Source organism: Arthrobacter sp. CC3 (genome assembly GCF_039907775.1).
Classification (GTDB): Bacteria; Actinomycetota; Actinomycetes; order Actinomycetales; family Micrococcaceae; genus Arthrobacter.
Genome location: NZ_JARCCY010000031.1, coordinates 1 through 22,300 on the forward strand (window position 1 = coordinate 1; position 22,300 = coordinate 22,300).

Below are 22,300 nucleotides of genomic sequence, written 5' to 3' on the forward strand. Positions count from 1 at the left end.
TCACTCAAAACAGAAGTTCGCGACACCCCTCAAGCATTCCAGCCAGCACGCCACCGGTTTAGGAGACACGCCCTAGCGGTGACCCGAACATTTCGGCAGCGCGCCGCAGGAGGTGCTCCGGAACGTCCGCTTCGCCGCCGCGCTCCGTCCGCCCCAGGAACACGGCCGTGCCACGGGCGGCATCGGACAGGTCGAGCCCCGCCTCGCGGATGAGTTCGGCCGCCCGGATGTTCGGCGGCAGGTTCATCAGGTGGCCTTCAGCGTTGAGGTAGACGTGCCAGTCGCCGCGGCTGACGGATTCAAGGTGTCCCCCCACCAGCTGCTGAAGGGTGTCGGTCGTCGCATCAATGGTCACGGTTCTCAGTGCGTCACCCAACCGGACCGGAATGACCAGTGCAGTACATGTAGTGCTCATTTTTCTTTCCTCATACTGATAACTGAGATGCCGCTCAATCTGTTCCCACCCGCGGCTGGATCCCGACAAATATGACAGGATCCGAAACGATAATGACTTGCCCGTAATGCGGACAGCCTGTGACTAGCCAAGAGGGGCCACCATCCCCCATGCTTGCTCCATGTCCTCAATGTCGAGCCCATACCGGATCATCGCGGTCTGCACCGGAAATATCTGCAGGTCCCCGATGGCCGAGCTGATGCTGGCCGAGGCCTTCGCAGCAGCGGGGCTCGCCGGCGCCGTCGTCGTGGATTCCGCCGGAACCACAGCCTATGAGGCCGGCCGCCCCATCGATCCCCGGGCCGCCCGCAAACTGGCAGCCCATCAACTCGCCTCGGACCGCCACATTGCGCGGGAGTGGCGCCCCGAGTGGTTCCGCGACCGCCAGCTGATCCTCGCCCTTGACGTGGACCACTACGGCTGGCTGCGCGCGACGGCACCCGACGGGGAGGCGCTGGCCCGGATCCGGATGCTGCGCAGCTTCGATCCGGCAGTGGCCGGCCGCGACCTCCTGGACCAGGGCATCGAAGACCCCTGGTACGGCGGCCATGCCGACTTTGACGTCACGTGGGACCTCATCAAGGCCGCCGTCCCCGGAATCGTGGGCCATGCCCGGCAGGAACTCCAGCAACAGAACTGGTCCGGGCAGCAGGTACGCTCTATTTCATGACCCCCGCACCCGTGATCATTGCCGTCGATGGCCGGTCCGGCGCAGGAAAGACCACCCTCGCGATCGAACTTGCCGCCCGGCTGCGGGAGCACCACAAAGTCTCGCTGTTCCATCTGGAGGACGTCTATCCCGGCTGGAACGGGCTGGCGGCGGGCATCGAGCGCTATGTCACCACTGTCCTGGCGCCCCTGAGCCGCGGCGATGCTGCCGACTGGGTCAGCTGGGACTGGGACAAGCACTACGACGGCCCGGCGCGAACCACACTGCCGGCAGAGATCGTAATCGTGGAGGGCGTAGGTGCCGCCGCGGCCTCCGCCCGTCCGATGCTGGACGCCGTGATCTGGTCGGAGTCTTCCGACGACGACCGCCGTACCCGGGCGCTGGCGCGCGACGGCAGCACTTACGAACCCTTCTGGGACTTGTGGGCAGCGCAGGAGGATGAGTGGCTGGCAACGGATCCGGTGCCGGACCACGCCCAGATCCGGGTGCTGAACCGGGCCGACGGCACCGCCCCGGACGACGTCCTCCAGGCGCTGCTGCACCTGCCGGCCCTCGCTGCCATGTTGTTGCCGGAGCTCTCGGCACGCCTCGGCCTTCAACTGCATGCCGAGCGGCTGGACTGCCTGCCTGATGCCGCGCGGCTCTTCCACACCCTCTACGGCCGCTCGCCGCACGCCGTGTGGCTGGACTCCTCGCTTCGGACGGAGGGACTGCCCGCCGAACGCAGCCGCTTCAGCATTCTGGCCGACGACGGCGGGAGGTTCGGCCAGGACGTCCGGCACCGTTCCGGCGTGACCCGGCTGACCATCGGCACCGCCACGGTGGCCACCGCCGGGCCGTTCTTCCGCTGGCTCGACGGCGTCTGGGGCCGCCGCGCGCTCCGCCCGCCGGAGGGCTACGCCTGCGAATTCACCCTCGGCTGGCTGGGCTATCTGGGCTACGAACTCAAGCGCGAAACCGGCGGCAGCGACGTTTCGTCGGAAACCCCCGACGCCGCCATGATCTTCGCCGGCCGCGCCGTGGTCCTGGACCACCGCGAAGGCAGCGTGTGGCTCCTCGCCTTGGAGGCCCCCGACGCCGCGGAGTGGCTGGCACTCGCCCGCTCGGCGGTGGCGGCGGCAGCGGCTGCCGGGCCCACCGGAGACACCGGAGACACCGCCGGCACTGCAGGCACAGGCCCCGCCGTCGGGGGCGGCGCCATGGTCACCGGAAGCAAGCCCGCTCCCGCGTTCACGGGCCGCGACACCGAAACCGCCTACAAGGTAAAGATCGCCGACGCGCAGCATGAAATTGCCGAGGGGAACACCTACGAGGTCTGCCTCACCACCGCCGTCAGCGCCGTCGTTCCGGCCGACCCCGCCGGACCGGACGCGCTGGACGCCTGGGCGACGTACCTGGCCCTACGCCGGAAAAACCCGGCGCCGTTCGCCAGCTACCTGCGCTTCGGCGAGCTGACGGTGGCCAGCACCTCACCGGAGCGTTTCCTGCGGATAGCGGCCGACGGCGGCATGCGCGCCGAGCCGATCAAGGGCACCCGTCCCAGGGGCTCGGAACCGGCCCGGGACGAGGAGCTGCGGCGCCAGCTGGAGTCCTCGCCCAAGGACCGGGCCGAGAACATCATGATCGTGGACCTCCTCCGCAACGACCTCAGCCACTTCGCCGTAGCCGGATCAGTCACCGTGAGCAGGCTCTGCGCCATCGAAAGCTACGCCACGGTCCACCAGATGGTCAGCACCATCGATGCGAAGCTGAAGCCGGGGCTGCCGCGTGCCGAAGCGGTGGCCGCATGCTTCCCCGCAGGGTCCATGACGGGGGCGCCGAAGATCAGCACCATGGCCATCCTGGACCGTCTGGAAGAGGCGCCGCGCGGGGTTTATTCGGGCGCCATCGGCTATTTTTCGCTGAGCGGGGCGATGGATACGGCAGTGGCCATCCGGACCCTGGTGATTAGCGCCGACGGCGCGGGCGGCGCAGAGCTGAGTCTCGGCGTCGGCGGTGCCATCACCGCGGATTCCTCCCCGCAGGAGGAGTACGACGAAATCCGCACCAAGGCGTACGGAGTCCTCTCTGCGCTGGGCTCGGAGTTTCCGCCAGACTGACCTGCCCCAGGCTGGCCCTACTGCAGGCTGGCCCTACGGCAGGGTGGCCCTATTGCAGCGTGGCCGTGAGCCGGGCGACGTTGTCCACGTATTTGACGGCCATGGGCCGCTGCATCCAGTCCTCGAGCGTCAGCTCACGGGAGATGCCCCGGTACGTGTCCTCCACGGCGCGCATCTTGGCCACGATGTCGGCGCCCAAAAGCATCACCGAAACCTCAAGGTTCAGCGAGAAGGACCTCATGTCCATGTTGCTGGACCCCAGGACCGCCACTTCGTCGTCGATGGTGAAGTGCTTGGCATGCAGCACAAACGGCGCCTTGTACAGGTAGATCCGCACGCCGGCTTCCAGCAGCGCCTCGTAGTACGACTGCTGGGCGTGGTGGACCAGGAACTGGTCCCCCTTTTCCGAGACGAAAAGTTCGACGTCGACGCCCCGCTGCGCCGCCGTCGTCACCGCATAAAGCAGCGAATCATCCGGGACGAAGTACGGGCTGCAGATGGAGATCTTGTGCTGGGCGGAGTAGATGAGGGTGTTGAAAAGCCGCAGGTTGTTCTCGGTGATGAAGCCGGGGCCGCTGGGCACGGCCTGCGCGGTCACGGCACCCGGCGCCAGCTCCGGCTGGTGGGCCAACTGGTCCTCCAGGGACTCGTCCGTTTCGCTGAGCCAGTCGGTCGCGAACACCACGTTGAGCGTGGTGACAATCGGTCCGCGCAGGCAGGCCATGAGCTCCACCCACTCGCGCCCCACTTTGCGGTGCCGGGGGTTGTTGTAGGAGGGCTCGATCAGGTTCTGCGAGCCAGTGAAGGCGATTTCGCCGTCGATCACCATGATCTTGCGGTGGTTGCGCAGGTCCGGACGGCGCCACTGGCCGTGCACCGGACGCAGCGGCAGCATGGGCCGCCACTGGATCTTGCTTGCCTCGAGGCGCCTGATGAGCTTCCGGTAGCCCTTGATCCGCAGGGTCCCGAGGTGGTCGAACAGCACCCGGACCTGGACGCCGCGCTCCGCAGCCTCTTCCAAGGCGGTGAAGAGGTCGTCCGTAATGTGGTCCGTGCTCATGATGTAGAACTCGGCGTTGACGAACTCCTTGGCCCCGCGGACGGCGGCGGCCATGGCCTTGATGGAGTCGGGGTACCCGGGCAGCAGCTCCACGCTGTTGCCGTCCACCATGGGCAGTGAACCGAGGGTCTTGTTCAGTTCGGCTGCCGAGGCCACCCATTCCGGGCCGTCGTAATCGCTTTCGACGGCGGCCAGCTGGGACGTCCCGGCGCGGACCCGCTTGTTCACGGCATCCTGCTGGGCCCGGCGCTTGCGGGAGAGTTTGAAGTTTCCGAACAGCAGGAACAGGATCAGGCCGAGAGCGGGCACAAAGAAGATTCCCAGCAGCCAGGCCATGGCCGTGGTGGGGCGGCGGTTGCCGGGGATGATGCCCAGCGCCAGCACCCGGATGATCAGGTCAACAATGCTCAACGCCAGCACGAGCCAGTAAGGCGCGGTGCCCACCAGCGGAAACGGCCACGACACAGACAGACTCCCACGGTTACTTCCCCCGCCGGACCGGTTCCGGAAGGCATCCAGCACAGCCTATCCCGCGGCTGGCGTCCGGGGCCGAGGATAAGCTGGAGACATGACTCCTGCTGCCCCGGCCACCGTGCTCGTATTCCTTGATCCCAGCTTCGACGACGGCCGGATTGCCGATGCTTCGCAGCCGCAGCTGATGGCCACGGACCAGGGCGCCACCCGGGGCGACGGCGTCTTTGAGTCCATGCTGGCCGTGGGCGGAAACCCGCGGAAGCTGGACGCCCACCTGCGGCGGCTGCAGGGTTCGGCCACCGCCCTGGAGATTGACATCCCGGCTGAGGACGCCTGGCGCCGGGCCATTGCGACGGCGGTCGGCGAGTACCGCTCCCAGCACCCCGCCGCCACTCCGTCAGAGGACGAGACGGTGGTGAAGCTGATCTGCACCCGCGGCGCCGAGGGCGGAGCAGCCCCCACGTGCTGGGTCCAGGCTTCGCCGGTCCCTGCGGCGGGCCGGAGGCAGCGCGAAACCGGGATCGACGTCATCCTGCTGGACCGCGGCTACGACAGCGAAGTGGGCGAGCGCGCGCCATGGCTGCTGCTCGGCGCCAAGACGCTCTCCTACGCGGTGAACATGGCGGCCCTGCGGTACGCCCACCACCAGGGGGCGGACGACGTCATCTTTACGTCGGCCGACGGCCGTGTCCTCGAAGGCCCCACGTCCACGGTCCTGATCGCTCACCTTGACACGTCCGACGACGGCGCCGGCGGCACCCGCACGGTGCGCCGCCTCATCACGCCGCAACTGGACAGCGGCATCCTGCCGGGCACGTCACAGGGCGCGCTTTTTGCCGCCGCCAAGGCCGCGGGCTGGGAGCTCGGCTACGGCCCGCTGGAACCTCGGGACCTCTTCGACGCCGACGCCGTCTGGCTGATTTCCAGCATCCGGCTGCTGGCCCCCGTGAACCACATCGACGGCAAGGAAATCGGCACGCCCGCCCTGCGGAAACAGCTGACCGACGAACTCAACGAGCTGTTCGCCACCATCGAGTAGGGCGCCACCCCCGTCCCAACGCTCTCTCACTTCTCGGCGCCCTCCCCCGAACGCTCGCTCACGTGGTCTGCGGCTGCGCGGGCCGCCGCGTCGATGCGGGCGCAGTGCGCTGCCCATTCCTCCGGAGTACGCGTCGTCAGGCTGGGGTCCCCGGGCCGCTGGCCTGCTGAACCATCGATGAGCTCACGGAGGATGTCCGCGTGGCCCAGGTGGTGCGCCGTTTCCACGCACATGTGCACCAGGATCTGGTGGAGGGACACGCGCCTCCGCTCCTCCGGCCACCACGGCACTTCCCCTGGCGCGTCCAGCGGCAGCGCGTCGATGGTGGCGTCACTGTGCGCTGCGGAGAACTGGTGGAGCTCAATGATTTGTTCCCGGGTCTCATCCGCGGCTGCCCACAGGTCGGCGTCGGGCTCGGCATCCTCGTCCAGCCACGGGAGGTCCATAGGGGCGGGCCGCCCGAAGACCTCGCCGAGATAGCCGAGTTCCACGCTGGCCACGTGCTTGACCAGGCCGAGCAGGTTGGTACCTGTGGGCGTCAGCGGCCTCCGCGCGTCGTACTCGTCCAGGCCGTCGAGTTTGGCCAGGAGGTTCGCCCGCCGGGTGCGCAGGTAGCTGTGCAGAATTGCCTTGTCATCCATAGCGGGCACTATACCGACGCTCGCTCATTTCCCGCGGTCATCACGCACGCTCGAGCGTCCCGGCCAGCAGGAAGTGCGAGAGGGTTTAGTTTGCCGGGCCGCCGGATCCCGAGGTGAAGGCTTCCTCGTCGGCGGAGGTCCGCCAGGCTGCCCAGTCCAGGGGCTGCACCGAGGGCCGTCCCAGGAGGTACCCCTGCCCGAAGGCCATCCCAAGGTCCATGACCGCGGTCAGCTCGGCCTGGGTTTCGATCCCTTCCGCAACAAGGTCCGCGCCGATCTGCCGGGAAAACTCCACCATGGCCGCACCCAGGGTTCTTTGGCCGGCGGCATGGTCGATTCCCGCGATGAGGTTGCGGTCGAGCTTGATGATGTCGGGGCTGAGGTGCTTGACCTGGCTCATCGAGCCGAAACCCGCCCCTGCGCCGTCAACAGCCACCCGGAGTCCGCGCAGCCGGAGCGGCGCAAGTGCTTTCACCACAGGCTCGTATTCGTCCTCGGCAAGCCGCTCTGTCAGCTCGACAACGATCCGGTCCACTGCCAGCTGCGAGTGCTCCACGAACGCCCGGAGCCGTGGGTCAAGGCAGGTGGCCGGGGACAGGTTGAGCGCCACGTAGACATTTCCCGGCAGTTGCTCTGCGGCCACCAGGGCCGCCTGCAGCGCTGCAAATTCTAAGTCGGGGCCGAGGCCCACGGCCGCGGCCTCGTTGAACCAGTGGTCGGCGCTGGCGCCGTCGTCGCTAACAAATCGGGTCAGCGCTTCAACACCGATGACGTCACGCGTGGACAGTTCGTGGATGGGCTGGAACGCGGTGAGGAGCATCCTGTCACCGAGAATGGCCTCTATGCGGCGCCTGCTCCGGCGGGTGAACAGCGTTGTAGCGCCGTAGTCCTCATCGGGCACGGGCAGGTCAGGGCCGGGCAGGTTCTCCTCGGAGTCGTCCGACTCCTGGTCCGTGATGCTGCGCGTAGCCATCAGGTGTTCCAGGAGGGCGCGTTCGGGATTACCCGGGTGCGATTCCATCCGGCTGCGCAGCTGCTCGCGCGCCCACTCGCTCTGCGGAGTGGCGTCATCCAGTACAGACTCGATGATGTTCCACGCCTGGCCACGGATCGTCGGATCACTCACGTCCGAAGGCGGGATCGACTGGGGTCCCCGGTACGCAGTCGATTCACCATCGGTCAATGCTGGAAAAGAAGTCTCATCCATTGACATGGTCTATTCCTTTATAAGTGCCGGTCCCGGCTGAGCCCGGGACCCATCCGTGAATACACCGCATGCTGATTCGAGGATGCGGGAACCGCGAACGTTTCAAAAGCGTACAACGAGACCGGTCTGTCTGTCTGTAGTTGTAGCCGAGTCGTAATGCTAAGCACGCGGCCTATTCCTCCACGAATTCCGAGGCCAGATGGATGTGGTTATCGGCCAGCCACACGGGGTTGAAAGCCTTGCTCAGGTAGTTGCTGCCGGCGTCGGGCGCAATGGCCACCACCACCGAGCCATGCGGTGCGGCACGCGCCACCCTCAGGGCCGCCGCCACGGCCAGCCCGGAGGAGGGCCCGAGGGACAAGCCCTCCTCGTTCAACAGCCGGTGCTCCGTGGTGTACACCTCGTTGTTCGGAACGCGGAGGAAGCGGTCCACGACGCCGCGATCGAAGATTTTGGGCCATTCTGCTTCCGGCCAGGAGTTCCCCACGCCGTCCACCAGGATTTCCCCGGGATGGCCTCCGCTGTACACCGAACCAACCGGATCCGCGGCGATCACCTCCACATGGCCGCCGGATTTCTCCTTCAGGTACCGGCCGTTGCCGCTGATGGTTCCGCCGGTGCCGATTCCGGCCACGAAATGCGTCACTTTCCCGGCCGTCTGCTGCCAGATCTCCGGCGCCGTTCCTTCGTAGTGGGCCAGCGGGTTGGCCGGGTTGTCGAACTGCTGCGGCCGCCAGGCGCCCGGGTTCTCGGCCGTGATCCGCGCTGCAACGGCCCGCGCGTTCTCCGGCGACTCCGACGGCGCGGTCCAGTCCGTCACCACCACCCTGGCGCCGTAACGGTGCAGCGCGGCGATTTTCTCGGATGAGATGGTGTCCCCGGTAACCACCACTACAGGGTGCCCGGTCAGGGCACCGATCAGGGCAAGCCCGATCCCGGTGTTCCCCGAGGTGCTCTCCACGATGGTTGCACCCGGCTGGAGCTCACCGCTGCGCTCAGCCGCCCGGACCATGCTCAGCGCTGTCCGGTCCTTGATGGAGCCACCCGGATTATCCGATTCGAGCTTGACGTACACCGTGCTGCCGAGCCCTTTGGAGAGGACATCCAGCGGCACCAGCGGCGTGTTGCCCACCTGCGCCAGGACAGCCGCGGCGTCCGCCGCAACATCTGCAGCCTGAACCGCGTGCCTGCCTGTCATGGTGCTCATCGTTGCCTTTCCGTGCTGCCGGCGGGGCCGCCGTCGAATGCGGGGCCGTCGAATGCGGGGCCGAAGAAGCCGGCACCCAGGAAACCGTCCAGTTCAGCGGAAGCCTGTTCCACCAGCGCCGCCGCCGGCAGGTGCCGGGCCAGGAGGCCGGACAGACGGTGGACGACGGCGGCAGTCCCCTTTCCGAGCGGCCGCACCGCACGCGCTTCCGCCCCGCCCAGCAGGTACGCGGCGGTCAGCGCTTCGATGGCGAGCAATTTCCCGGCAGCGTCCACGGATCGCTCCAGCAACTGGAGGGCCAGCGGCGCCAGGGTGGAGTGGTCCTCGATGTCGGCGGACAGCGTGGGAGCCCCCAGCGTGGCCGGCGCTGCGAGGACTTTGAGTTCGGACAGCAGGCCGGCGGCCGAGTACCAGAGGAGCCCGGGCAGCTCTTCCGGCTCCAGCGGGGCTCCGTTCCTGGCAGCCTCGAGGTGCCGCTGGCGGATCCGGCGCTGCGGCGGGTAGAGCTTGGCGATCCGGCGTTCGCTGCTGATCCCCAGATGGGCAAGCCCCAGGCGCAGCGCCTCGAATGCCAGGGCCAGCTGCATCGGCTGGAAGTTCCCGCCGGACACCATCCGCCCGGAGCCGACGTCGGTGAGCGGGTTGTCGCCCCGGCCGTTGAGCTCCACCTCCAGGGCATCTTCCAAAGCGGTGACCTGCCACCGGACAGCGCCGTGGGTCTGGGGCGCCGCCCGGAAGGACAGCGCGTCCTGCACGGAAACCTCCCGGGTGTGGTCCTCCAGCCAGCCGCCTTCAAGGAGCCGCAGCACATGGGCCGCGGTGACGGCTTGCCCGTGCACGGCTTTGGCGGCCTGGACCGCCGGCGAAAACGGGCTGAGGTTGCCGCCGCCGTCGTGCCTTGCCGTCGCCTCAAGCGACAGTGCGAGCGCCGTGTCCGCAAGGTCGGCGAGCCGCAGGATGCGGTGCAGCGCCAGCGCGCCGACACCGATGGAATAGGAGTTTGAGCTGACCAGGGCCAGGGCTTCGCCTGGCGCCAGTTCCAGCGGGGCCAGCCCGGCGTCGGCCAGGGCCTGCCCGCCGGGCACCAGCTGCCCGTCCGCCCCCACGGCCTGTCCCTCCCCGATGGCGACGGCGGCCACCGCCGCCAGGTGCGTGAGGTCGGCGGAACCTACGGATCCTTCGCGCGGGATGGCGGGGACCACGCCCCGGTTGAGCATGTCAGCGTAGAAACGGGCTGTTTCCGGCCGGACTCCCGAGCCGCCCCGGCTGAAGCCCACCAGCCGCGCCAGGATGACGGCCCGGACCTCGTCAGCGCCCAGCAGGTCCCCCACTCCGCTGTTGTGGTACCGCACCACCTGCACCTGGTAGGCGAGGATCGACTTCTCCTCCACGGCGGTGTCACGCCCGGAACCCAGCAGCGTATTGAGGCCGTAGACGCGGTGGCCGGAGTCGATGGCCTGCTGCACCACCTCCCGCGAGCGCCCGACCAGCTCCAGCGCGTCCGTGCTCAGGACGAACTTCACGGCCGGGTCAGCCGCGGCCTCGGCGATGTCCCTGGCACGCAGGTGCGCCGTGCCGATGAGGAAGTTTCCGCTGCCGTTGCCCATGGGACTAGAAGTCCAGCAGGTTCCGGCGGAAGCCGCCGTCGCCATAACTTGTCCGGAGCAGCCCGCGGCGCCGCAGCACGGGCGCCAGGCGGTCCAGCACCCCGTGGACGGTGGCCGGGTCCACGAAGCCGGAGAACAGGAACCCGTCCCCGCCCACCTGGGCCCCGGTCTCCTCGAGGTAGTCAGCAATGTCCTCGGCTGTGCCGATGATGCTGTCCCCGGCGCCGCCGCTGCGGGCCTGCAGGAGCTGGCGCAGCGTGGAGCCCGGCGGACCGGCTTTGGCGAAGTGGTCCAGGGTGCCCTGGTTGCTGTTGGTGGTCAGTTCAGGGAGCGGGGCGTCAAGGTCGAACTTTTTGAAGTCGATGACGGAGAGGTACGAGATGGAGTTCAGCTGGCTGTCGATGTCGCGCTGCGTGAGTTGGCGCCGCTGCTCCCGGAGCTCGTCCGCTTCTGCCCGGGAGCCGACCACGGTGGGCTTGAGGACGAACAGCACCTTGACGTCGTCGGGGTTCCGCCCTGCCGCGGCTGCCTCGGCCCGGATCGAGTCCCGGTAGGCCTTCATGCCGTCCGCACCCCTGGCCAGGGCGATGGCGACGTCCGTGTTGGCACCCGCGAACGCCTTGCCCCGCGGGGATGCCCCGGCCTGCACCAGGACCGGCTCCTCGGGCAGCGGCGCCGTGTTCAGCGGCCCCCGGACTTTGAAGAACTCGCCGTCGTGGTTGATCGGGTGGACCTTCGTGTGGTCCGCGAAGATGCCGGCCTCCGCGTCCTCCACGATCGCGTCCGGCTCCCAGCTGCGCCAGAGCTTGCGCACCACGTCCACGAATTCCTCCGCCTTCTCGTAGCGGAGATCGTGCTCAATCTGCTGGTCCAGGCCGTAGTTCTGCGCGGCAAGGTCGCTGCCGGAGGTCACCACATTCCAGCCCACCTGGCCGTTGGAGAAGTGCTGAAGGGTAGCCAGCAGCCGTGCCGCGGTGAACGGCGGGTAGAAGGACGCACTCACTGTGGGAACAATGCCCAGGTGCTCGGTGGCGGAGAGCAGGTACGGAACCAGGGCCAGCGGATCGTGTTTGGGAGCGAAGGACGCCTGGGCCAAGGACACTTCGGCGCTGCCGCCGTAGGTGTCCGGCACGGTGAGGGAGTCCTCGATGATGAACAGGTCCAGCCCGGCCCGCTCAAATTCGCGCACGGCGTGCTGGTACAGGGCGGGTTTTTTCCAGTCGTACCCGATGCCGTAGCCGGGCGTGCCCCAGCCCTGGACGCCGAAGCCGTGACCCACAAACCAACCGAAGTGCAGCATGGGACTGACTGTATTCCCGTTCGATCCATTCACGGCTGCCTGATTTCATCCGGCGTTACAGCGGTTCATCTCCCGTCATTATCCTCCCGGCAGGTTCTTTTGTAACGGCAATATGGGGTCACGTACGGGTCACCGGAAACGCGGGGGCAGTGCCGCGTTCTGCCATGTCCCGTTACGGAAGATGACGACGACGGCGGTGCGGGCCGCCGTCGTAAGTGTTACGTTTTTGGGGAGTAATGAGAACCGGTGCCAAGCCCTGACTGGCCGGTCGGCAACCCTCCTTCCACGGCGGGGTGCCTCAGGTGAATACTCGGCATATCGACCCATTCGAGCTGCAAGCGTGAGAGAAGGAGATCCGTCGTGTCTGACGCACCCGCCCCACTGGCTACCGAACCGGCCGCCGCCGGCCAGGACCAACCGGCCCAGGACCTGCCCCAGGAAAAGCTGGCCTACAGGCTGATTACCGGCCCCGACGACCGCTCGTTCTGCGAGCGCATCTCCGCGGCCCTGGCCGATGGCTATGTTTTGCACGGGAGCCCGGCAGCCACGTTCAACGGCACCAGCGTGATCGTGGCGCAGGCCGTGGTGCTGCCCGCAGCCATCGCCAGCTCGGACGCCGCGGTGGCAACGGCGGTGGACGAACTTGAGTTCGACCTCGACTTCCCCGGCGAAGGTTTCGAGGGCCACGCATGAGCTACGCCGGAGACCTGACCCCGCAGGACGCCTGGGCCAAACTGGAACAGGGCGCGGTACTGGTGGATGTCCGCACCGAAGGCGAATGGGCCCACATCGGCATCCCGGACACAAAAGCCACCGAAAACGATCCCCTCTTCATCCAGTGGACGTTCCCCGGCGGCATCCCCAACCCGGAATTCATTCAGCAGCTGAAGCAGCAGGCACCGGAGGACACCGGCGTCGAACTGGTGTTCCTCTGCCGATCAGGCGTCCGCTCGATCGCCGCGGCAATCGCCGCCACGCAGGCCGGCTTCACCGCCTACAACGTCCTCGAAGGCTTTGAAGGCGAACCGGACCGTTACGGCGAGCGCACCGTCAACGGCTGGAAAAACCGCGGACTGCCCACCAACCTCGGAAAGAACTAAGTGACTTTCAATCCCGACGCCGCCGGCTGGAGCCCCGACACCCAGGCTGTCCGCGGCGGCCTTGACCGCACCAACTTCCAGGAGACGGCCGAGCCGATCTTCCTCAACTCCGGCTTCGTGTATGAGTCCGCAGCAGCCGCAGAACGCGCCTTCACCGGCGAAGACGAACGGTTCGTGTACTCCCGCTACGGCAACCCGTCCGTGGCCACGTTCCAGGAGCGGCTCCGGCTGCTCGAGGGCACCGAGGCGTGCTTTGCGACGGCGTCCGGCATGTCCGCCGTCTTCACGGCCCTCGGTGCGCTGCTGGCCGCGGGCGACCGCGTGGTGGCTGCCCGGTCGCTGTTCGGCTCCTGCTTTGTGATCCTGAACGAAATCCTGCCGCGCTGGGGCGTGGAAACGGTGTTCGTGGACGGTCCGGACCTGGAGCAGTGGCGGGCCGCCTTGGCCGAACCGACGACGGCGGTCTTCTTCGAGTCGCCGTCGAACCCGATGCAGGAGATCGTGGACATCGCCGCGGTCAGCGAACTGGCCCACGCGGCCGGGGCAACGGTCGTCGTCGACAACGTCTTTGCCACTCCCCTGCTGCAGCGCTGCGGCGAGCTCGGCGCAGACGTGATTGTGTACTCCGGAACCAAACACATTGACGGCCAGGGACGGGTGCTCGGCGGCGCCATCCTGGGCACCAAGGAGTTCATCGACGGACCGGTCAAACAGCTCATGCGCCACACCGGGCCTGCGCTGTCCGCCTTCAACGCCTGGGTACTGACCAAGGGCCTGGAGACCATGGCGCTGCGCGTCAACCATTCCTCCGCCTCGGCGCTCCGCCTGGCCGAATGGCTCGAGGAGCAGCCGGCTGTCAGCTGGGTCAAGTACCCGCTGCTGAAGTCGCACCCGCAGTACGAGCTCGCCGCCAAGCAGATGAAGGCCGGCGGCACCATACTCACGCTGGAGCTCTCGCCGTCGGCGGGCCGCACGGCGAAAGAGGCAGCCTTTGCGCTGCTGGACGCGCTGCGGATCATCGACATCTCCAACAACCTTGGCGATGCCAAATCGCTCATCACCCACCCGGCCACCACGACACACCGCGCCATGGGTCCGGAAGGGCGCGCAGCCATCGGGCTGAGCGACGGCGTGGTCCGGCTGTCGGTTGGGCTCGAGGATGTCGACGACCTCATCCGCGACCTGGAGCAGGCGCTCAAGCAGATCTGACCGGCGCAGGGCGGAACCGCCTTGTGAGTCATGCTTCGTGGTGGCCTTTCTGCTGGACCTCGGTGGCGGTCTTCTGCCCGGCCACTTGACGCCGGTGCAAGGATGAAGTCATGTCCTTCTTTGACGATGTGCCGGAGCCGCCCCAGCGGCCGCGCCCGCCCAAGCACGTACCTCCGGTTTGGGCCGGCCCGCCTTCTGACGAGCTTCCGGCGGTTGTCCCGCTGGGCCAGTTCCTTCACCGGTCGGCGCGAATGATCATGGCGGCGAAAAGCGTGGACGTCTTCTCCATCGGGTGCCTGATCGAGGTGGTGTGGTGCGTCCGCCGGTCCGATGAGACGGACAGTCAATGGAGCGTTGTAACAGATCAGTGTTTCAACCGCGGCGGCTACCGGTTGGATTCGGAAACCGGCCGTGGGGGCGCATTGCGTTTTGGTGTCGCCCTTCCGGACGGACGGAAGACCACCACTTCCCATCTGCACCTGGGCATGTTTGACGGATCGGAGCAGGTGGCGGGGCCGGTGCTGATGATGGCGGGCGGCGGAGGCGGTTCAGCGAACGACGAGGAAATTTTCTCCTCCACGCGGTTCTGGCTCTGGCCGCTGCCGTTGGGCGGGGACACCCTACTGGTGGCGCAGTGGGATGACCTTGGCATGGCCGAGGTGTCGGTGCACATCAGCGGCGAACTGCTCGCGGCCGCGACACCGAAAGTGCAGAAGTACTGGATTTCGCAGTAGGTTCGGCTAAGCCCAGAATGCGTCGCCTTTCGCGGTGTCCTGGAAGAACTCCCGCGCCTCGGTAATCTTGCCGCCGGCGACCCGGAAGGCGATGACGCCGTCCTGGTCCAGGGCCCTGCCGCCGCTCTCTGCCCGGTTGTGCTGGACCGCAACGGTGTTGGTTTCCCCGCCGATGATCTCCTCGACGGTCACTGTCAGGTTGCCACCGGACCGCGTCCCGAGTTCCCCGAAATAGGCCAGGATAGCGTCGCGTCCCTCCTTCTTTCCGGACAGCACGCCATCTCCGGCGACGTGCCAGACTGCGTCCTCCGCGAACAGTCCGCCAAGGGTTGCCATGTCGCCTGCGCTGAAGGCCTCGTATCCGCGCCGGACCAGCTCAACATTCTCCTGGGTTCCCATTTCTGGCACCTTCCCGTCTTCGTCGTCGGGTAATTCTCGGACGTTTCAAGGCTATTCCCGCGGAATTTGATTGTCGATGAGTCAGGTGTCGAGCTCCCAGTGCAGGCGGATCGCTTCGGCGATGGGACCGGCCGCCACGTCCACGGTGAAGGCCACCGGCGCGGTTCCGGTCTCTTCAATGACGGTGTCGTGGTAGACCCGGCCGCAGGCAGGGCACAGCGTGTAAAGGTCCTCGTCCCCGGGCCACGCCGCGAGTCCCTCCGGCACGGGAGTGCCCTCGCCAAGGTGGACGGGCATGCCTTCGGAGTTGGCCTGGATCAGCCCCTCGTCGCTGACGGTGTTTCCGCAGACACAGGTGATGGTGGTGACATCATGGCCGGCGACTGTGGCGAATTCGGTTTCCATGGCGCGCTCCGGGGTAGTAGGAACCTGATCAGGACTGGCGGACGCGCAACAGCACCGGCGCCTGCTCGCGCACGGTGATGGCTTCAGCCTGGCGCATGCTGACGTCAACGGCATGGGCCACCACCGCGGCCAGACCGGCGGCGACGTCCGAGCTGGCCGCCAGGCCCTCCTGCATGGCACGGCGCTGCTGTTCCGAGCCGGTGCCCCGGTCGATGATCCTGCGGGCACCTTCCCGGGCCAATTCCAGCTCGCCCTGTTCGGCCAGGACCGGCGCCACGTAGTCCACCAGCGCCTCCACCACTTCCTCGGCGGGAGCGGGACGGAAGGTGCCAAAATCGAGCAGGTCTCCCCGGAGCCCGCAATTGCTGGCCTGCCACGCCGCCATCTTCAGGAGCACTGTGGGCACGGGGGCAGGGTCCACACCGGCCCGCCATTCCCTGCTGGCCGATTCCACCAGGCCGCGCACCAGGACGGCGATCAGGGCCGCGTCTTCGGCATGCAGGCAGACGTCCGCCACCCGGACTTCCACGGTGGGGTGGTTCCGGGAGAGCCTCGCGTCGAAATAGATCATGCCTTCATCCAGCAGCACGCCGCTGTCCAGCAGCCGGGTGACCACGCGGCGGTACATGGAGTGGGTCCCGAAGATCTGGGACGGGCCCGACGTCGGCCAGCGGTTCCAGGCCTGGGTGCGGTAGCTTTCGAAACCGGTCTCCACACCGTTCCAATACGGCGAATTCGCGCTGAGTGCCGTGAGAACCGCCAGCTTGTCCCGGATCCGGTCGATGACGGCGACGCCTTCCTCCGGCGATTCGACGAACGTGTGGACGTGGAAACCGCAGGTCAGCTGCTCATGGACGGTGAGTCCGAAGCGCTCCTGCATGGTGGCGTAGCGGGGATTCGGCGTGGTGTGCGTCGTGGAGGCAATCGGCGATGTTGCCAGAGCGGCCACGCGCGCATGGTGTTTCTTCGCGGCGCTGTCCGCCAGGGCACGCCCCTGGCGGATCTGCAGCAGCAGCTCCTCATAGTCCAGGCACGGGCGCGTCTGTGTCTCGATCTGCTCAAGTTTCAGCTCGGCAGTCAGCCCGGTGTCGCCGTCGTTACGGGCTGGGTCGTGCGGATCCGGAATCCGCGGTTTGTCCGGAGCGTCGTCGGCAGCGAGCTTCCGCCCTGTCAGGAGGGCGTCCGCCAGCGCCAGCGGCTCCCCGGTCACGGGGTCCACAATCAGCAGCTCTTCCTCAACCCCGAAAGTTCGCATGCATACATTGTGCCCCCGTGACGCGCGGTTAGACAGGCGCCGTCAGAGAGCCCTTATTGGGCATGGAACCGCTCAGTCCTGGAAGTACTCGATCTTGGCGCCGATGGTGTTGAGCCGCTCGGCCAGGTCCTCGTACCCGCGCTCAATCACGTAGATGTTTCGCAGCTCCGAAACCCCGCGGGCGGCCAGCATGGCCAGCAGGATGCACGCGGCCGGGCGGAGGGCCGGCGGGCAGCCCACTTCGGCTGCGCGCCACCGTGTGGGTCCGTTGACGTAGATCCGGTGCGGATCCAGCAGCTGGACGCGGGCTCCGAGCTTGTTCAGCTCGGTCAGGTAGATGGCGCGGTTCTCGTAGACCCAGTCGTGGATCATGGTCTGGCCTTCCGCGTTGCCGGCAATGACGGCGAAGAAGGGAAGGTTGTCGATGTTCAGGCCGGGGAACGGCATGGGGTGGATCTTGTCCGTGGGGGCATGCAGCGCGGAAGGTTTCGTGGTGACGTCCACCAGGCGGGTGCGGCCGTTGCGGGCAAAGTATTCCCCGGAGATCTCCAGTTCCTGGCCCATCTGCTCCAGGGTGGCGAGTTCGATCTCCATGAATTCAATGGGAACCCGGCGGATGGTGACCTCGGAGTTGGTCACGATGCCGGCGGTAATCAGGCTCATCGCCTCGATGGGGTCCTCGGAGGGGAAGTATTCGATGTCGACGTCGATGGACGGCTGCCCCGTGATCTTGAGGGTGGTGGTCCCAACGCCGTCGATCTCCACTCCCAGGCCCTGCAGGTAGAAGCAGAGGTCCTGGACCATGTAGTTGGGGCTGGCATTGCGGATCACCGTGGTGCCGCGGCGGTGGGCGGCCGCCATGATGGCGTTTTCGGTAACCGTGTCACCGCGTTCGCTCAGCACAAAGGTGCGGTTGTCGCCGTCGGCCGGGGGTGCCTGCACGGAATAGAAGCCGGACGTGGCTTCCACCGACAGGCCGAACTGGCGCAGGGCCTGCATGTGGGGCTCCACGGTGCGGGTGCCCAGGTCGCAGCCGCCCGCATACGGGAGCCGGTACTCGGCGGATTCGTCCAGGAGCGGCCCCAACAGCATGATCACGCTGCGGGTGCGGCGGGCCGCCTCCACGTCCATGGAGTCGAGGTCCAAAACGGCGGGTCGGCGGATCTGCAGATCGTTGGCATTGAGCCAGGTGCATTCGACGCCGATGCTGGTGAGGACCTCCACGATCCGGTTCACTTCCTCGATCCGGGCCAGCCGGCGCAGCGTGGTGGTGCCGCGGTTGATGAGGCTCGCGCAGAGGAGGGCCACGCCGGCGTTCTTGCTGCTGTTGACGTCCACCGAACCGGACAACGTGCGGCCGCCTTCCACCCGGAGGTGCGTCATCTGCGGCCGGCCCACCTTGACGATGCTGCGTCCCACAATCGCCTCGAGCCGCTGGATCATCTTGAGGCTGAGGTTCTGCTTGCCCTGCTCCATCCGGGCGATGGCGCTCTGGCTGGTGCCCAGCTCGCCGGCAAGCTGCCCCTGGGTCCAGCCCTTCTCGGTGCGGGCATCGCGGAGCAGCAGGCCTACGTGTTCAGCAGTCTCTTGAGTCATAGGACGAAAATATCACCCATGAGCTATTAGTCGACGCGAAACGCCGGAAACTGCAGTTGAAGTCACAGATTATCCACTTCGTGCGATATATCGGTGACGTGCGGCCTATTTCTGCTCGAGGAACACCATGTTCCACGTCCCGGCGCTGACCGCCGCCCATACAGCCGCGACCGCAATCAACAGCCCGCCGAGGACCACCCAGACGTCCAGGATGCTGTACGTGGACTCCCGCGCCCACGTCCGCTGCGCACCGCCAAAGCCCCGCGCCTCCATGGTGACCGCCAGCCGTGAAGCCCTGCGGATGGCCTGCACCAGGAGCCCGAAGCTCTGTCCGAGCGTTGCCCGGAGTCGCTGTGCAGGCGTTCCGTGCGAACCGACGCCGCGGGCACGCCGGGCCATGCCGATGGTCTGCCATTCCTCCGCCATCAGCCCCACGAGCCGCATGGCGGCCAGCGTGCCGAGGACAAAGCGGTGCGGCAGCTTCGCCTTCTGGGCCAGTGCGTCCGCCAGGTCCGTGGGATCCGTGCAGCTCATCAGCAGCACCGCAGGGAGGGCGATCGCCAGTCCCCGCAGCAGGAATCCCAGCCCCAGCTCCAGCGACCCTTCGCTGATGGACCAGATGCCGACGTCGAGCAGGACCGTTCCGGTGTCCGGCGCCAGGATCGAGGTGCTCCAGCCGCCCAGTGCCGCCGCCAGGATCAGCGGCCAGCCACGCTGCCAGAGCAACGCGACGGTCAGTCCGGCCAGCGGAAAGAGCAGCAGTTCGAAGGCCAGGGCCACCGAGGCGGACACCCAGTCGATGGACAGCGCCAGCACCACGGTCATCAGCATCACGACCGCAAACTTGGCCAGCGGATTGGCCCGGGTGAGCAGGGCGTGGTTCGCGTTCAGGGTCAAGGCTTCCCTCATGGTGCTGCCACCTCCGGGTTGCGCAGGCCGGGTTCCTGCCCGGCGAGTTTGAGTTCGGGCGCACCAAGTTTCAGCTCGGTGCCGCCCAGGACGTCGCTGAATTCCTGGTCGTGGGTCACGGACACCACGGCGGTGCCGGCGTCGAGCAGTTCCGACAGGAAGGAGGCCAACTCCGCCCAGGTGTTTGCGTCCTGGCCGAAGGTGGGCTCGTCCAGGATCAGCACCCGGGGGTGGGCGGCCAGCACGGTGGCGACGGACAGCCGGCGCTTCTCCCCGCCCGAGAGAGTGTAGGGGTTGGCGTCCACGAGTTTAGTCAGCCGGAGGCGCTCCAGGAGCTCGTCCACGCGTTCCTCACCATGGCCAAGATGCCGCGGACCGAACATCAGCTCATCCAGCACCCGGCCGGTGACGAACTGGTGCTCCGGCTCCTGGAACACGGTGCCGATCCTCGCGATCAGCTGGTCCGCTTTCCACTTGTACGGATCAATGCCGGCGCCTTCGCTGAGGTCCACCGTGGCGGAAACCGTGCCGGCCACCGGGCGCAGCAGCCCGGCGAGGGTCAGGGCAAACGTGGACTTGCCGGAACCGTTGGGGCCTGTGATGGTCAGCGCCTGCCCGGCCCGGACCTGCGCAGTAATGTCCGACTGCACCGGGACAGGCGGGATGGATTTGAAGCGGCGCCGGCGGGGACGGTCGCGGGAAACGGCGAGGTGCTCCGCAGCCAGCAGGAGGTTCCCGTTACCGGGCCCGCCCGCACCGGGCAGCCCCGCACCGGGCAGCCCCGCGGCATCCGGCCCCGCGGCACCGGAACGTGCGCGGGTGGCGGGCACATACCCGGGCACCCAGACGCCGGCGGCCACGAGCATGTCCCGGGCCTGGTCCAGGACCTGGTCCGGCGGCCCGTCCAGGAGCACGGCGGAATCCGTGGCCGATCCAGGCTGCAGCACCACGATCCGGTCCACCAGGTCTTTCCACACGCCCACGCGGTGTTCCACCACCACCAGCGTTGCCCCGGTTTTGTCCAGGCATCGGCCCACGGCGTCCCTGACCTCCAGGACCCCCAGGGGGTCAAGGTTGGCCGTGGGCTCGTCGAGGAGCAGCAGTCCCGGGCGCATGGCAAGGATGCCGGCAAGCGCAAGGCGCTGCTTCTGCCCGCCGGAGAGGGCCGACGTCGGGTGGTCCAGCGGCAGGTGGGCCAGCCCGACGTCGTCGAGAGCTTCTCCCACGCGCGTCCAGATGTCCGCACGGAGCACGGCCAGATTCTCGGCGCCGAAGGCGACGTCGTCCCCCACGCGGGACAGGACCACCTGCGTCTCGGGGTCCTGCTGCATCAGGCCGGCGCGGCCGCGCTGTGCACGCGGCGGGGCGCCGTCGATCAGGAGGGTGCCCGTCTCGTCCGAGTCGTCGGCGTCCGGCGTGCCTTCATGGTGGGCGCCGGCGTCGCTGTCGCCGAGTACCCCGGCCAGGGCGTGCAGCAGTGTTGATTTGCCCGCGCCGGAGGGGCCCAGCAGCAGCACGCGTTCGCCAGGCTGGATGTCCAGGTCCAGGCCGTGGACGGCGGGCTGGGACCGGCCGGCGTGCCGCCAGCCCCAGCCGCGTGCCGTGACCGCAGCCGGGCGGACGTTGTCCGAAGATGTCATGAGCGGGGTGCGTTCGTCAGGAAAAGACGGGCTCCGTTGCTGCCTTGCGGGAGGCAAAGGAGCTGAGCACACCGGTCCGGGCCAGGCCGCGGGTGGCGATCCAGGACAGCGCACCGGCAATAATGGCGCCGGAAATGGCGGTGAAAATGATGTAGGCCAGCTTGTCACCGGCCGCGTAGGCGACGTTCCAGCCCCACGGAGCGAACGAGTCGTTCAGGCCGCAGAAGAGGCCTGCACCGGCACCGGCCAGCAGCGAAACGGGCAGGTTGAACTTCTTGTACACGAACACCGCGAAGATGATTTCGGCGCCGAGCCCCTGCACGAAGCCGGAGAACAGCACGGAGGCACCGTACTGCGAGCCCATGATCAGCTCACCTGTGGCAGCCACTGTTTCGCAGAACAGTGCGGCTCCGGGCTTGCGGATGATTAGCATGCCCAGGACGGCGGGAATCATCCAGCCGCCGGCGATGAGGCCGGTCAGGGGCGGGTAAACGGCGTTCATGGCCGGGGTAACGGCGGCGGCGCCCTGGGACCAGGCCCAGAAAATGACGCCGCCGGCCACTGCGATCAACGCGGCAACCACAATGTCCACCACGCGCCAGCTGTACTTGCTGTGCGGCAACGCCTGCTTTGCAGAAATATCAGTCATGTCTTCCTCCTGAGGTACAGGAGGGGAGAGTGTTTCCCGGCAAGGGCCGCGGCTTCCGCCGCCTGCTGCCGGACACTCTGAGAACTCGACTCCCTTGCGCCGGTACTAACCGGATCAGGTTCGAGGGTCTGCGGCTGTCCGCACTCTCAGCGCCCGCCTCCGGTTCCCTGGACTGTTCCAGTGATGCCCGACGGCGACGCTCCCCTGTCGTATCAATTCGCCCTTGTGGGCGTGGACCAGTTTACACCCGCAGGCCCGCGAAATCCCGGGGCGGCTGTCACAATGCGCGGTGATGGGGGCGGCCTGATGCGGCTAGGCTAGGGGAAGCCCTGTTTCCGCCGTCTCCCACCTGTTAGGGGTACTGGAATGAGTTTTTTCATCAAGCTGCTTGGAACCGGAGTGAGCCTGCTGGCCGGATTTGCCGGCACGAAGGCCGTTGACGTCGTCTGGGAAAAGGTCACCGGACGCAAGCCCCCCAAGGGCGACAAGAACGACGTCCCCACCACCCTGCGCAGCGCCCTGACCTTTGCGCTGGTCTCGGCCGCTGTCAGCGCCATCATCCAGGTCCTGGCCAACCGCGGCACGCAGCGTGCCATCACCCGCTTCGCCAAGACCCAGGACATCGTCTAGGCCCAACCGTCCTGCG

The 22,300-nt window shown here is 67.3% G+C and carries 22 protein-coding genes and 2 riboswitches; of the genes, 8 read left to right on the plus strand and 14 right to left on the minus strand.

Annotated features, from left to right (window positions below):
- Positions 1 to 58: 58 nt before the first annotated feature.
- Positions 59 to 415 (minus strand): DUF3846 domain-containing protein, encoded by a 357-nt coding sequence (locus PV761_RS17040; RefSeq protein WP_347898528.1) that lies wholly within the window; start codon positions 413 to 415, stop codon positions 59 to 61.
- Positions 416 to 575: 160 nt separating this feature from the next.
- Here PV761_RS17040 and PV761_RS17045 point away from each other — a divergent pair, with 160 nt between their 5' ends.
- Together PV761_RS17045 and PV761_RS17050 are read left to right on the plus strand one after the other, a co-directional pair.
- Positions 576 to 1,124, plus strand: coding sequence for a low molecular weight protein-tyrosine-phosphatase (locus tag PV761_RS17045; protein WP_028270940.1), 549 nt, complete (start codon positions 576 to 578; stop codon positions 1,122 to 1,124).
- The gene (locus tag PV761_RS17050) at positions 1,121 to 3,223 is read left to right on the plus strand and encodes a chorismate-binding protein (protein WP_347898531.1); all 2,103 of its coding nucleotides are present in this window, start codon (positions 1,121 to 1,123) and stop codon (positions 3,221 to 3,223) included. Before PV761_RS17045 ends, PV761_RS17050 begins: the two co-directional genes overlap by 4 nt.
- Before the next feature lie 49 nt (positions 3,224 to 3,272).
- Here the strand turns inward: PV761_RS17050 and cls are convergent, their stop codons facing one another.
- Positions 3,273 to 4,748, minus strand: coding sequence for a cardiolipin synthase (cls, locus tag PV761_RS17055; RefSeq protein WP_347898533.1), 1,476 nt, complete (start codon positions 4,746 to 4,748; stop codon positions 3,273 to 3,275).
- A 103-nt stretch (positions 4,749 to 4,851) separates the two neighbouring features.
- Between cls and PV761_RS17060 the strand changes: the two genes are divergently transcribed.
- Positions 4,852 to 5,796, plus strand: coding sequence for an aminodeoxychorismate lyase (locus PV761_RS17060; RefSeq protein WP_347898535.1), 945 nt, complete (start codon positions 4,852 to 4,854; stop codon positions 5,794 to 5,796).
- A gap of 26 nt (positions 5,797 to 5,822) precedes the next feature.
- Here the strand turns inward: PV761_RS17060 and PV761_RS17065 are convergent, their stop codons facing one another.
- The 5 genes from PV761_RS17065 to PV761_RS17085 form a co-directional block, all read right to left on the minus strand.
- On the minus strand, positions 5,823 to 6,437 hold the full coding sequence (locus PV761_RS17065) for a DinB family protein (protein ID WP_347898537.1): 615 nt from the start codon (positions 6,435 to 6,437) through the stop codon (positions 5,823 to 5,825).
- 85 nt (positions 6,438 to 6,522) lie between these two features.
- The gene (locus PV761_RS17070; protein ID WP_347898539.1) at positions 6,523 to 7,563 is read right to left on the minus strand and encodes an EAL domain-containing protein; all 1,041 of its coding nucleotides are present in this window, start codon (positions 7,561 to 7,563) and stop codon (positions 6,523 to 6,525) included.
- Positions 7,564 to 7,816: 253 nt separating this feature from the next.
- Positions 7,817 to 8,851 (minus strand): cysteine synthase family protein, encoded by a 1,035-nt coding sequence (locus PV761_RS17075; protein WP_347898541.1) that lies wholly within the window; start codon positions 8,849 to 8,851, stop codon positions 7,817 to 7,819.
- Complete coding sequence (locus PV761_RS17080) at positions 8,848 to 10,458, minus strand: aromatic amino acid ammonia-lyase (RefSeq protein WP_347898543.1); 1,611 nt, start codon at positions 10,456 to 10,458, stop codon at positions 8,848 to 8,850. Before PV761_RS17080 ends, PV761_RS17075 begins: the two co-directional genes overlap by 4 nt.
- 4 nt (positions 10,459 to 10,462) lie before the next feature.
- Positions 10,463 to 11,791: an NtaA/DmoA family FMN-dependent monooxygenase gene (locus tag PV761_RS17085; RefSeq protein ID WP_347898545.1), complete on the minus strand. Its 1,329-nt coding sequence runs from the start codon at positions 11,789 to 11,791 to the stop codon at positions 10,463 to 10,465.
- A gap of 199 nt (positions 11,792 to 11,990) precedes the next feature.
- Positions 11,991 to 12,105, plus strand: a riboswitch (SAM riboswitch).
- 34 nt (positions 12,106 to 12,139) lie between these two features.
- Between PV761_RS17085 and PV761_RS17090 the strand changes: the two genes are divergently transcribed.
- The 4 genes from PV761_RS17090 (at position 12,140) to PV761_RS17105 (ending at position 14,801) form a co-directional block, all read left to right on the plus strand.
- A complete protein-coding gene (locus PV761_RS17090; protein ID WP_051628866.1) occupies positions 12,140 to 12,451 on the plus strand; it encodes a DUF1737 domain-containing protein in 312 nt (103 codons plus the stop codon).
- A complete protein-coding gene (locus PV761_RS17095) occupies positions 12,448 to 12,858 on the plus strand; it encodes a rhodanese-like domain-containing protein (protein WP_028270950.1) in 411 nt (136 codons plus the stop codon). The genes PV761_RS17090 and PV761_RS17095 overlap by 4 nt, the downstream gene beginning before the upstream one ends.
- Entirely contained in the window at positions 12,859 to 14,067 is a 1,209-nt protein-coding gene (locus tag PV761_RS17100; RefSeq protein WP_347898547.1) for an O-succinylhomoserine sulfhydrylase, read from the plus strand.
- A gap of 110 nt (positions 14,068 to 14,177) precedes the next feature.
- Positions 14,178 to 14,801 (plus strand): hypothetical protein, encoded by a 624-nt coding sequence (locus tag PV761_RS17105; protein WP_347898549.1) that lies wholly within the window; start codon positions 14,178 to 14,180, stop codon positions 14,799 to 14,801.
- Between the two features lie 6 nt (positions 14,802 to 14,807).
- Here PV761_RS17105 and PV761_RS17110 read toward each other — a convergent pair whose 3' ends face one another.
- The 7 genes from PV761_RS17110 to PV761_RS17140 all read right to left on the minus strand — a co-directional run bounded on the left by PV761_RS17110 (position 14,808) and on the right by PV761_RS17140 (position 21,654).
- Positions 14,808 to 15,200, minus strand: a complete 393-nt coding sequence (locus tag PV761_RS17110; RefSeq protein ID WP_347898551.1) for a nuclear transport factor 2 family protein — start codon at positions 15,198 to 15,200, stop codon at positions 14,808 to 14,810.
- 81 nt (positions 15,201 to 15,281) lie between these two features.
- The gene (locus tag PV761_RS17115) at positions 15,282 to 15,605 is read right to left on the minus strand and encodes a hypothetical protein (protein ID WP_028270955.1); all 324 of its coding nucleotides are present in this window, start codon (positions 15,603 to 15,605) and stop codon (positions 15,282 to 15,284) included.
- Between the two features lie 28 nt (positions 15,606 to 15,633).
- On the minus strand, positions 15,634 to 16,860 hold the full coding sequence (locus PV761_RS17120; protein ID WP_347898554.1) for a glutamate--cysteine ligase: 1,227 nt from the start codon (positions 16,858 to 16,860) through the stop codon (positions 15,634 to 15,636).
- 72 nt (positions 16,861 to 16,932) lie between these two features.
- Positions 16,933 to 18,456, minus strand: coding sequence for a UDP-N-acetylglucosamine 1-carboxyvinyltransferase (locus tag PV761_RS17125; RefSeq protein ID WP_028270957.1), 1,524 nt, complete (start codon positions 18,454 to 18,456; stop codon positions 16,933 to 16,935).
- Positions 18,457 to 18,561: 105 nt separating this feature from the next.
- Positions 18,562 to 19,365: an energy-coupling factor transporter transmembrane component T gene (locus tag PV761_RS17130; RefSeq protein WP_028270958.1), complete on the minus strand. Its 804-nt coding sequence runs from the start codon at positions 19,363 to 19,365 to the stop codon at positions 18,562 to 18,564.
- The gene (locus tag PV761_RS17135; RefSeq protein ID WP_347898557.1) at positions 19,362 to 21,005 is read right to left on the minus strand and encodes an ATP-binding cassette domain-containing protein; all 1,644 of its coding nucleotides are present in this window, start codon (positions 21,003 to 21,005) and stop codon (positions 19,362 to 19,364) included. Before PV761_RS17135 ends, PV761_RS17130 begins: the two co-directional genes overlap by 4 nt.
- A gap of 16 nt (positions 21,006 to 21,021) precedes the next feature.
- A complete protein-coding gene (locus tag PV761_RS17140) occupies positions 21,022 to 21,654 on the minus strand; it encodes an ECF transporter S component (protein ID WP_028270960.1) in 633 nt (210 codons plus the stop codon).
- Between the two features lie 73 nt (positions 21,655 to 21,727).
- A riboswitch (TPP riboswitch) is annotated at positions 21,728 to 21,870 on the minus strand.
- A gap of 150 nt (positions 21,871 to 22,020) precedes the next feature.
- Here PV761_RS17140 and PV761_RS17145 point away from each other — a divergent pair.
- Entirely contained in the window at positions 22,021 to 22,284 is a 264-nt protein-coding gene (locus PV761_RS17145; RefSeq protein WP_028270961.1) for a DUF4235 domain-containing protein, read from the plus strand.
- Positions 22,285 to 22,300: the final 16 nt, after the last annotated feature.

Coding starts and splice junctions, on each gene's coding strand:
- PV761_RS17075 (WP_347898541.1), bottom strand. CDS start 8,851: ATGAGCACCATGACAGGCAGGCACGCGGTTCAGGCTGCAGATGTTGCG.
- PV761_RS17065 (WP_347898537.1), bottom strand. CDS start 6,437: ATGGATGACAAGGCAATTCTGCACAGCTACCTGCGCACCCGGCGGGCG.
- PV761_RS17110 (WP_347898551.1), bottom strand. CDS start 15,200: ATGGGAACCCAGGAGAATGTTGAGCTGGTCCGGCGCGGATACGAGGCC.
- PV761_RS17060 (WP_347898535.1), top strand. CDS start 4,852: ATGACTCCTGCTGCCCCGGCCACCGTGCTCGTATTCCTTGATCCCAGC.
- PV761_RS17045 (WP_028270940.1), top strand. CDS start 576: ATGTCCTCAATGTCGAGCCCATACCGGATCATCGCGGTCTGCACCGGA.
- PV761_RS17115 (WP_028270955.1), bottom strand. CDS start 15,605: ATGGAAACCGAATTCGCCACAGTCGCCGGCCATGATGTCACCACCATC.
- PV761_RS17140 (WP_028270960.1), bottom strand. CDS start 21,654: ATGACTGATATTTCTGCAAAGCAGGCGTTGCCGCACAGCAAGTACAGC.
- PV761_RS17040 (WP_347898528.1), bottom strand. CDS start 415: ATGAGCACTACATGTACTGCACTGGTCATTCCGGTCCGGTTGGGTGAC.
- PV761_RS17120 (WP_347898554.1), bottom strand. CDS start 16,860: ATGCGAACTTTCGGGGTTGAGGAAGAGCTGCTGATTGTGGACCCCGTG.
- PV761_RS17130 (WP_028270958.1), bottom strand. CDS start 19,365: ATGAGGGAAGCCTTGACCCTGAACGCGAACCACGCCCTGCTCACCCGG.
- PV761_RS17080 (WP_347898543.1), bottom strand. CDS start 10,458: ATGGGCAACGGCAGCGGAAACTTCCTCATCGGCACGGCGCACCTGCGT.
- PV761_RS17125 (WP_028270957.1), bottom strand. CDS start 18,456: ATGACTCAAGAGACTGCTGAACACGTAGGCCTGCTGCTCCGCGATGCC.
- PV761_RS17095 (WP_028270950.1), top strand. CDS start 12,448: ATGAGCTACGCCGGAGACCTGACCCCGCAGGACGCCTGGGCCAAACTG.
- PV761_RS17135 (WP_347898557.1), bottom strand. CDS start 21,005: ATGACATCTTCGGACAACGTCCGCCCGGCTGCGGTCACGGCACGCGGC.
- PV761_RS17145 (WP_028270961.1), top strand. CDS start 22,021: ATGAGTTTTTTCATCAAGCTGCTTGGAACCGGAGTGAGCCTGCTGGCC.
- PV761_RS17050 (WP_347898531.1), top strand. CDS start 1,121: ATGACCCCCGCACCCGTGATCATTGCCGTCGATGGCCGGTCCGGCGCA.
- PV761_RS17105 (WP_347898549.1), top strand. CDS start 14,178: ATGTCCTTCTTTGACGATGTGCCGGAGCCGCCCCAGCGGCCGCGCCCG.